At 48.7% G+C, this 10,163-nt stretch carries 7 protein-coding genes; all 7 read left to right on the top strand.

From position 1 onward, the window contains the following. The first annotated feature begins 96 nt into the window (after positions 1-96). Genes ACYVD4_RS20610 through ACYVD4_RS20580 form a run of 7 tightly spaced genes read left to right on the top strand, consistent with a single transcriptional unit; the run spans position 97 to position 10,153 of the window. Entirely contained in the window at positions 97-1,596 is a 1,500-nt protein-coding gene (locus ACYVD4_RS20610) for a sialate O-acetylesterase (RefSeq protein WP_460948946.1), read from the top strand. Positions 1,597-1,601: 5 nt separating this feature from the next. Further along, positions 1,602-2,735 carry a sialidase family protein gene (locus ACYVD4_RS20605; protein ID WP_460948944.1) on the top strand — a complete coding sequence of 378 codons (1,134 nt, stop codon included), beginning with the start codon at positions 1,602-1,604 and terminating at the stop codon, positions 2,733-2,735. Positions 2,736-2,769: 34 nt separating this feature from the next. Next, entirely contained in the window at positions 2,770-3,918 is a 1,149-nt protein-coding gene (locus ACYVD4_RS20600; RefSeq protein ID WP_460948942.1) for an iron-containing alcohol dehydrogenase, read from the top strand. Between the two features lie 8 nt (positions 3,919-3,926). Beyond that, positions 3,927-4,841, top strand: a complete 915-nt coding sequence (locus ACYVD4_RS20595; protein WP_460948940.1) for a dihydrodipicolinate synthase family protein — start codon at positions 3,927-3,929, stop codon at positions 4,839-4,841. Between the two features lie 25 nt (positions 4,842-4,866). After that, entirely contained in the window at positions 4,867-5,934 is a 1,068-nt protein-coding gene (pdxA, locus tag ACYVD4_RS20590) for a 4-hydroxythreonine-4-phosphate dehydrogenase PdxA (RefSeq protein WP_460948938.1), read from the top strand. A gap of 44 nt (positions 5,935-5,978) precedes the next feature. Then, positions 5,979-7,139, top strand: coding sequence for a four-carbon acid sugar kinase family protein (locus ACYVD4_RS20585; RefSeq protein ID WP_460948936.1), 1,161 nt, complete (start codon positions 5,979-5,981; stop codon positions 7,137-7,139). A 59-nt stretch (positions 7,140-7,198) separates the two neighbouring features. Next, positions 7,199-10,153, top strand: a complete 2,955-nt coding sequence (locus ACYVD4_RS20580) for a sodium:solute symporter family transporter (protein ID WP_460948934.1) — start codon at positions 7,199-7,201, stop codon at positions 10,151-10,153. Positions 10,154-10,163: the final 10 nt, after the last annotated feature.

Here is a 10,163-nt window from a genome sequence, read left to right as displayed (position 1 = left end):
TAGCTTAAAATAATAGAACGCGGATTATTATGATCGTTTATGATTCTAAATGAGCTGCTTTCTATACCCTGATAATCATAATCATCATAAAAATCTGTGTTCCATAAACTGTTAGCTACCACTCTCTTTCTCCTTTCAGCCCAACTGAAAGCGGAGATTGTGTTGCCTCGGATTCTGGGGCATAACATGGTGCTGCAACAGGGAAAACCATTGGTTATTTGGGGGAAGGCGTCGGTAGGTGAAACCGTAACGGTACAGTTTGCCGGTCAGAAGCAGCAAACGTCTGCCGATGTTTCGGGCAACTGGCGCGTTACGTTACAACCGCTGAAAGCGTCGGCTACACCTTCAGAATTAGTGATTTCGGGGACGAATACTATCCGACTGCAAAACATTTTGGTAGGAGAAGTCTGGCTTTGTTCGGGGCAGTCGAATATGGAGTACACGATGCGGAAAAACAGCAAAGTGAAACCATCGCTGGCCAACGATTCTATCGATGGGCACAACCCGGTTGATGAACTGAACTTCGCCAACAATCCGCAGATTCGAGTCTTTCTGGTCAATCGGAAAGAGTTAAACAAACCCGATTCGCTGCATCGTGGCTGGAACGTTGCACAGGATTCGGCACTACGTTCGTTCTCGGCTCCGGCTTATTTTTTCGCGAAAGAACTGCACAAAAATCTGAACGTACCGATTGGTGTGATTTCGTCGGCGGTTCCCGGTAGCCGCATTGAGCCGTGGGTTTCGGAGACTGCTTTTCAGGATGATACGTATTACGTTGGACAAAAAATAGACGGTGAACCGGGTAAGTTTTACGAGCCAATGATACGTCCGCTGGTGCCGTTTGCGCTGAGTGGTTTCTTGTGGTATCAGGGTGAATCTAACTGCTTCCTGAAAGAAACCACTACGTATTCGCACAAGCTCAAAACGCTCATTACCAGTTGGCGAAGTGCTTGGCAAAATCAGACTCTGCCGTTTTACTACGTATCGCTGGCCCCGTTCAAGTATTCCGAATCGAAGCAAAAAGTCGCGCTGAACACCCAAACATTACCGGAGTTTCGGGAAGCGCAGGAACTGGTGTTAACGCTTCCGAAAACGGGCATGATCGTGACGACGGATTTAGCCGATGATCTGTCCGATATTCACCCGCCCTTTAAATGGGAGATTGGTAAGCGGCTGGCGTTGCTGGCTCTGGTCGATACGTATCAGAAAAACGACGTAGTAGGCGAGGGGCCAGTTTACGAAAAAATGAAACGCAAAGGCCGATCACTAGAACTGCATTTTACGCATATCGGCAGCGGATTGACGAGCCGAGACGACAAACCACTGACAGGCTTTACGATTGCGGGGAGCGATGGCGTTTTTGTTCCGGCGAAGGCCCAGATTCGGGGCAAACGTATCGTAGTGTCGTCGGCTGACGTAGCGCATCCGGTGGCGGTACGTTTTGCGTGGGATGAAACTGCCCAGCCGAATCTGTTCAATAAAGAAGGATTGCCTGCGCGCCCATTTCGAACCGATAATCCATTGAAAGCGAGTTTGCTGTCTGACGAAGTTTCAGGGCAAACGCTCTCCGCTACCACAAATTCCAAACCCCAATAACCAGCATGAATCGTAAACTCATACCGATTGCCCTACTCATCAGTCTGACCCTGTCTGGGACTGCCTTTGCGCAGTTAGCCAAATGGCAATCGGGGCTGGTTGTCGATGAATTTGTGGTCGAAAATCCGCCGTTCCCGGAGAGTCACGCATCGACCATTGTTGAGACCCCAACTGGACTCGTATCGTCCTGGTTTGGTGGTACAAAGGAGCGGAATCCAGATGTCTGTATCTGGGTAAGTCGGCAGGAAAAAGGCAAATGGTTACCCCCGCAGAACGTAGCGAATGGTATCATCAACGATACGTTACGGTATGCCTGCTGGAATCCGGTTCTGTTTCAGATTCCGAAAGGCGACCTGATGCTGTTCTACAAAGTCGGGCCAAGTCCGTCGAAATGGTGGGGCCTTTTGAAAACGTCGTCAGATGGTGGTCGAACGTGGTCGGAAGCGAAAAAATTACCGGAAGGCTATCTCGGACCGATTAAAAACAAACCGGTTCTACTGTCGAATGGCAACCTGTTTTGCCCGACCAGTACGGAAGGTGACGGCTGGAAAATACACTTCGAAGTAACGCCTGATTTCGGCAAAACCTGGCGAAAAATAGGGCCACTAAACGACGGTAAATCGCTTAATGCCATCCAGCCAAGCATTTTGTCGTATGGAAACGGAAAACTCCAGATTCTGGCCCGTAGCCGCGACCGCGCCATTCTCGAATCGTGGTCGACGGATAATGGCGAAACATGGTCGCCCTTGACAAAAACTAATTTGCCGAACAACAATTCCGGCACCGATGCTGTGACACTGAAAGACGGCCGGCAAGCGCTGGTGTATAACCACGTATTGCCACCGGGCAATCTGGCGAAAGGGCCACGCACGCCGTTAAATCTAGCTATTTCGAACGATGGTAAAAACTGGTCGGCGGCTGTGATTCTGGAAGATTCGCCTATCAGTCAGTATTCCTATCCGTCTATTATTCAGACCAGTGATGGCATGATTCACGTGATTTATACCTGGCGTCGACAAAAAATTAAGCACGCGGTTGTTGACCCGAAAAAGCTAAAACTAAAACCCATCGAAAAGGGCATCTGGCCACAACTCGATGGCTACTCAGCACCTATTGCAAAGGAAATAACGAAAGATTGACGAGCGGCTTAGAAGTGGCTGAGCATTTATTCTAATGACACAACTACTAAACATACATTTTCCCGGTAAACTGGTCTTTGGCAACGGCTCGCTGGCGAATCTGGCCGATGAGGTGATTCGTCTAGCACCCAAAAAGCTATTGTTGGTGACGATTAGTCCGTTGCTGGAGCAGCTTAAAAATCTGGTGAATACACTGGAAGCCAACGCTATTGCTGTTCAGATTGACACCAGCATTGTACAGGAGCCTACGTTTGCCGATTTCACTACGTTGATGCAGACCGTTACACCGTTCAATCCCGACGTAGTGCTGGGCATCGGTGGCGGAAGTGTGCTGGACGTAGCAAAACTGGTTGCGGCCCAACTTGAAAACGACCAGACGCTGGCCGATATGGTGGGCATTGGCAATCTGAGTGGACGTAGCAAGAAACTCATTTGCGTACCCGCTACGTCGGGAACGGGTAGTGAAGCATCGCCCAACGCGATTCTGGTCGATGATGCTGATAATCAGAAGAAAGGTATTATTAGCCCATATCTGGTGCCCGATATCGTCTACGTCGATCCGCTGCTGACTATCAGCGTACCGCCCGCCATTACAGCCGCTACCGGCATCGATGCGCTCACGCATTGTCTGGAAGCGTATACCAACAAGTTTGCTCAGCCCTTTATCGACATGTATGCCTACGAAGGCATGCGCCTGATTGCTAGTAACATCGTTCAGGCCGTTCGCGAGGGAGCAAACGAAGAAGCCCGGTCGCAGGTGGCAATGGGCAGTTTGCTCGGTGGTTTTTGTCTGGGTCCAGTCAATACAGCGGGTGTGCATGCATTGTCATATCCGCTGGGCAGCATGTTTCACTTAGCGCATGGCCTGTCGAATGCGTTGCTGCTGCCTTATGTGATGGAGTTCAACATTCCATCCGCAACCGATCGGTATGCACAGGTGGCCGTAGCATTAGGTTGCGAACGTACTGCCGATTCACTGGAAACAGCCATGAATGGCGTACTGAAAATTAGAGAGTTGATTCGTGAGTGTGGCATTCCGGCCCGTTTGCGCGATGTAAATATTCCAAAAGAAGCTATTCCACAAATGGCCGACGATGCTCTGAAAATCACGCGATTATTGAAAAATAATCCGCGTGAGATTAGCCGGGAAGACGCCATTGCCATTTATACAGCCGCATATTAGCTATGACTATGAAAAAGAAATACCGGGGTGTTGTTGTTCCGCTGGTTACGCCCTTAACGGAAACGTATCGGTTGGATGTGGGTGCTGTCGAAAAGATGGTTGCCAACCTTCAATCGAATGAGGCCCAGCCATTTGTGTTAGGAACAACGGGAGAAGCGACGTCATTGCCATTAGCGGTGAAAAAGGCTTATGTGAAGGAAACGGCCCGACTGAAAACGGCCAATACGGTTCTTTACGCAGGAATTTCGTCGAACTGTCTGGAGGAGTCCGTCGATTTTGCCAACTACTGTTTCGATGTCGGAGTCGATGCGGTTTGTGCTACGTTGCCCAGCTATTATACGTTGTCGGAGAGTCAGATGCATCGTTATTTTGAACAGTTGGCCGACAAGCTGAATGGTCCGCTGATTATCTATAACATTCTGGCAACCACTCGGATGTCGATTCCTATTCCGTTGATTGATGAGTTGAGCTATCACCCAACTATTGTTGGTGTGAAAGATTCCGAACGTAGCACCGACCGGCTAACCGAATCGCTGGCGTTGTGGGCAAATCGACCCGATTTTAGCCATTTTATGGGATGGGCCGCTTGTTCGGCGCAGGCATTGCTGGAAGGCAGCGACGGCTTGGTGCCAAGTACGGGCAATCTATTTCCCGGCATCTACCGCGATATGGTGAAAGCGGTGGAAGAAGGGGATACCGAAAAGGCGTTTTTCTACCAGAATCAGTCCGATGTGTTCGGCTCTGTTTATCAATCGGGTCGAACGCTGGGCGAGTCGTTATGGGCCTTGAAAGTGCTGATGCAGGAACATGGTTTGTGTGGACCAACCATGATGCCGCCGTTGCAAATGCTTTCGGACGAGGAAGAAATACAGCTTAAAGCAAACTTTGCCGAAGCATTACAAAAAGAAGAAATACAACTTTGAACTGAGAACCGAAGACTGTTTGACTATGAATACGAACAACAAACCAATCGTCGGTATTACGATGGGCGATCCGGCTAGTATCGGGCCTGAAATCGCCGTCAAAGCGTTATTGAATCCGGCCATTTACGATATCTGTAACCCGATTCTGGTGGGCGATGCTGGTGTTTTTCAGGATATTTCCTCCCGATTGAACCTGAACGTTACGTTCAATACGGTTCAATCAGTGGCCGACGCTACGTTCCAGTTTGGGGTAGTTGACGTATATGATCTTAACAACGTTGATCTGAGTCAATTGAAGTTTGGCGAAATTTCGGCGATGGCGGGCGAAGCGGCTTTTGCGTCGGTAAAAACCGTTATTGATCTGGCGTTGGCCGATGAAGTCGACGCGACCGTAACGGGGCCGATCAACAAGAAATCCATTAACGAAGCGGGTCACCATTTTGCGGGTCATACCGAAATCTACGCGCATTATACCAACACAAAAAAGTATGGTATGTTGCTCGTTGAGGACAATCTCAAAGTTATTCACGTATCGACGCACGTATCATTACGTCAGGCCTGCGATCTGGTGAAAAAAGACCGGATTCTGGAAGTTACCGAGTTATTGCACAACGGCTTGATTTCGCTGGGTGAAACGAACCTGAAAATTGGCATTGCTGGACTAAATCCACATGCTGGTGATTCGGGCCTTTTCGGTACAGAAGATGATCAGGAGATTGCGCCAGCCGTAGAAGAAGCCAAACGGCGTGGTTTCGATGTAGAGGGCCCAGTTCCGGCTGATACGTTGTTTTCGAAAGCAGCAACGGGTTATTACGGTGGTGTAGTGGCGATGTATCACGATCAGGGTCATATTCCATTCAAGCTTACGGGTTTCAAATGGAACGCCGAGAAAAAACAAATGGATAGCGTAAAAGGCGTAAACATCACGATGGGTCTGCCCATCATCCGTACATCAGTCGATCACGGAACGGCGTTTGAGATTGCCGGAAAAGGCGTCGCCAGCCCCGATGCAATGATTCTGGCGATAGAATCAGCCGTTCAATTATCAAAAGAGCGAAAGGGCAAAAGAGCGAAAGAGCGGCAGTTCGCCTAAGCATCTTCGTTCATTCATTCTTTCGCTCTTTCACTCATTCAACCATGATCGCCGTCATTGCAGACGATTTAACGGGAGCCGCTGAACTGGCGGGTATTGGCAAAACGTATGGTTTGACCGTTGAGCTTGCTATTGGGCGGCACTCCGCGTCAGTCAATCAACAATCAACGGCCGATTTGCTCGTTATTGCTACCGATGCCCGGTCGGTTTCGGAAGCAGAAGCGGTACAGGAAATGACCGCCGTGAGCGAAATGCTACGTACCATGAAGCCCCAATTGATTTTCAAAAAAGTCGATTCTGTGCTACGTGGTCACGTTGTTGCCGAAACCAAAGCGCAACTAAAGGTTCTAGGTTTAGCCAAAGCACTTATCGTTCCGGCAAACCCGGCGCTGGGTAGAATTCTGATCGACGGACATTATTACGTTCAGGGCGAGCTCATTCACGAAACCCACTTTTCGAAAGATCCGGAATTCCCGATCACCGAATCGAACGTACTGAAACGGCTGGCTGTCAACGATGCTTCACTGAGTGTACAACCCCCTACGGTACCTTCGCTCCAGTCCGGAATTGTGATTGGTGAAGTGGGAACACAGGGCGATTTGAAAGCCTGGGCTAGTCGAGTTGATGAGCAGACGTTACCGGGGGGCGGAGCTGGTTTTTTTACCGCAATCCTGAGTACAGCTTATACCGCCAGATGCTCGTCGGTACCTTCGTTTGGTAGCTGCAAGCTGTTTGTGTGTGGAAGTGCGTTCGGGTACAGCGTTGATTTAGTGAAAAAAGCGGCTATGACCGGCAATTTCGTTTGCTACATGCCGAAAGCTTTGATGCAATCTGACGATCAGGAACCCGTCGAACTGGCGAATTGGGTCGCTCAAATTGTTAGCTGTTTTCAGCGAAATGAACAAGTTATTATGGCTGTTCCTGCCGAATCGGTCGTAGATTCCTGTAAGCCTGCCGTTTGTCTACGTACATTGATGGCAAAAGCGGTGAAGCAGGTTCTCGATCAGGTTTCTGTTGATGAACTGATCATTGAAGGCGGCTCGACGGCGTCGGCAGTACTACGTGAAATTGATGTAACGCGGCTTGCCGTGGCACAGGAACTGGCGGCTGGAGCTGTGCGAAGCCGAGCCCTTGAAAAACCGGAATTACACATTACCGTAAAACCCGGAAGCTATCAATGGCCGACGGATTTGTGGACATTTTGATTCTCTTTTTTGATAGGATTTATTTTGCTGTAATCCTGTCAAAAATAATCCTAGACTACATGTCAGACCCAACCTTGAGCGTAATTGATTATCTGATAATCGTTACGGTATTGATTATCAATCTATTTTTCGGACTACGGTACGCTAAAAACCAACGTACCACCGAAACGTATTTTGCCGCGAAAGGCCGGGTTCCTGCCTGGGCTATTGGCATGTCGTTGCTGGCTACGTTGATCAGCAGTGTTACATTTCTGGGTTACCCAAGCGAAGGCTATTCCTCGAACTGGATTTTGCTGGTGCAGGGGCTGATGGTGCCCATTGTGTTGCTTGGAACGATCTGGTTTATTGTGCCGCTGTATCGCAAGGTGATTGGCCTGAGTACGTACGAATATTTTGAAAAACGGTTTGGTGGCTTTGCTCGTTACTATAGCTCTATTGCCTTCGTTCTCAGACAGTTTTCATCCATGGGGACTGTCTTCTTTTTGCTTTCGGTTGCGCTTACCAACATGACCGGAGCCGATACGTTCTACATCATTCTTGTGGTCGGGCTGATAATCATTACCGTTAATTTATTGGGTGGTATTGAGGCCGTTATCTGGCTCGATGTGTTTCAGGGATTCATGCTTTTTGCCAGTGGAATACTCTGCGTAACGGTTATTATTTTCTCAGTAGAAGGCGGTCTGCCTGAAATTTTCAATATCGCATCAGCCAACAATCGAACGGGTTTTGGGCCGTATGACATGGACTTTACGAAGCTCACGTTCGTCGTTATGGTAATTAACGGCGCGTTTTACGCAATCCAGAAATACGGTACCGACCAGACCGTAGTACAACGGTATCTAACCGCCAAAACCGACAAAGCCGCCATCAAAGCATCGATTCTGGGCATTTCGCTGACGGTGCCAGTTTGGGCATTATTTATGTTTATCGGAACGGCCCTGTTCGTGTATTACAAACAGCAACCACTACCCGAAAATATTCGTCCTGATGCGGTTTTCCCGTATTTCATCATGACCAAATTCCCGACGGGCGTAGTTGGTTTCATTCTGGCGGCTATGATTTCGGCGGCAATTTGCAGTCTGAGTGCTGACCTGAATTCACTGGCGGCTGTTGGTCTGGAAGATTTCTATAAAAAATTCCGCCCGGCACGCGCTGATAAAGAATACCTGACCGTCAGCAAAACGATTGTGGTTATCTCTGGGCTGATTGCCATTGGAATTGGTGCAATTTACTTACAGGCTGGAAATGAGGGTGTTTTGGGGATTGTCTTTACGCTGTACGCCATTTTTTCGGGTGGTATTGTCGGGATTTTTTTGTTGGGGATTTTCAGTGCACGAGCCAATCGGCAGGGCGTCAACATCGCCATTATCGTCTGTATTTTATTCACGTCCTACGCCTTCCTGACCTCGACGCAAATTGGTATAGGCGATAGTAAAAAACTTCTACTTGATCTGGGTAATTACAATTTCACGCATCATAAACTGATGCTGGGCGTTTATAGTCACTTGGTTGTGATTGGCGTGGGTTACGTAGCGAGTTTGTTTTTTCCGAAACCTGAACTAGATCAAAATCTGCTCTACAGCGGCTGGCGAAATTCGTCCAAAGAAAATTCGTCAAAGCTCGAAACAGTTGGAAAGGCAGGAAAGATTACCGCTCTGCTTCTGCTTGTTAGCAGTCTTACTACGTTTGCACAAACGGCTGACGAGCAGTTTAAAAAACCACTAAAAGACGTAATTACTCAGATTGAAAACCGTTATTCGGTGAAGATTCGTTATCCCGAAGAACTGGTAAAAGACAAATTCGTTACGTATGCCGACTGGCGTTTTCGTCCGGCCGATGTCGAGAAAACGATGACGAATATTCTGTCGTCGCAGGACATTACGTTTGCCAAAGAGGGCGATAAAAAATACAAGCTTCAGCCGTTTCAATATCACCTGAAAACGCCCGAGGAAGGCAAACTACAACTCGACTATCTAGCTACGTTGTATCAGGACGTAGCGAGTTGGGAGAAACGCAAAACCGAACTACGTAACTGCATTTCGGATGCGTTAAAACTCTCGCACCTGCCCGCCAAACCAAACAGCCAGCCTATCGTTACCAACAAACGTACATACGATGGTTATACTGTTGAAAACGTAGCGATTGAAACATTGCCGGGTCTATACGTAGCGGGTTCGCTTTACAAACCGCTGAATACAAAAAGTCTGATGCCGGTGATTCTGAATCCCGACGGCCATTTCGGCGATGGACGTTACCGGGCCGACAGCCAATATCGTTGCGCGATGCAGGCACGGATGGGCGCGATGGCATTCAGCTATGATCTCTTTGCATGGGGCGAATCAGAATTGCAGTTTTCTTCTGCCGATCACCGAAAAAGCCTGGCTCAAACGGTTCAGATTCTGAACGGAATGCGTATTCTCGATTGGCTATTGACGCAAAAAAATGCCGATTCCAAACGGGTAGCCATTAGTGGCGGTTCGGGCGGGGGCAGTCAGACAATGTTGCTCACGGCGCTGGATGAACGTATTACGTTGAGTGTGCCCGTCGTGATGCTGTCGTCGTATCATAGTGGCGGTTGCCCTTGCGAGAGTGGTATGGGCGTTCATCTGTGCGGCAGTGGCACCAACAACGTAGAGATTGCGGCTATGGCCGCTCCGCGTCCGCAACTGGTGATTTCTGACGGAAAAGACTGGACGCAGCACGTACCGGAAACCGAATTCCCGTTTCTGCAACGCGTTTATGGTTTCTACGGAAAAACGGACGTACTGAAAAACGTACATCTGCCGCAGGAAGGCCACGATTATGGCAAAAACAAACGACTCGCTTTATATGATTTTCTGGCGCAAAACTTCTCGCTCGATCTGAAAAAAGTAAAAGACAGCGCCGGAACTATCGACGAATCGAAATGTACGATTGAGAAATACCCCATGATGTACGTCTTCGGCGAGAAAGGCGAAAACCTGCCTGCCAACGCCATTCGCAAATTTGAGGATTTAGAAAAGTTAGTACAGTAATCCCGAAAGA

The organism is Spirosoma daeguense (genome assembly GCF_054776875.1).
This window is presented reverse-complemented; position numbering and strand designations above follow the sequence as displayed.

Bases quoted from the DNA above. Each gene is read 5' to 3' on its own strand.
- ACYVD4_RS20600 (WP_460948942.1), top strand. From the start codon at position 2,770: ATGACACAACTACTAAACATACATTTTCCCGGTAAACTGGTCTTTGGC.
- ACYVD4_RS20605 (WP_460948944.1), top strand. From the start codon at position 1,602: ATGAATCGTAAACTCATACCGATTGCCCTACTCATCAGTCTGACCCTG.
- ACYVD4_RS20580 (WP_460948934.1), top strand. From the start codon at position 7,199: ATGTCAGACCCAACCTTGAGCGTAATTGATTATCTGATAATCGTTACG.
- ACYVD4_RS20585 (WP_460948936.1), top strand. From the start codon at position 5,979: ATGATCGCCGTCATTGCAGACGATTTAACGGGAGCCGCTGAACTGGCG.
- ACYVD4_RS20595 (WP_460948940.1), top strand. From the start codon at position 3,927: ATGAAAAAGAAATACCGGGGTGTTGTTGTTCCGCTGGTTACGCCCTTA.
- pdxA (WP_460948938.1), top strand. From the start codon at position 4,867: ATGAATACGAACAACAAACCAATCGTCGGTATTACGATGGGCGATCCG.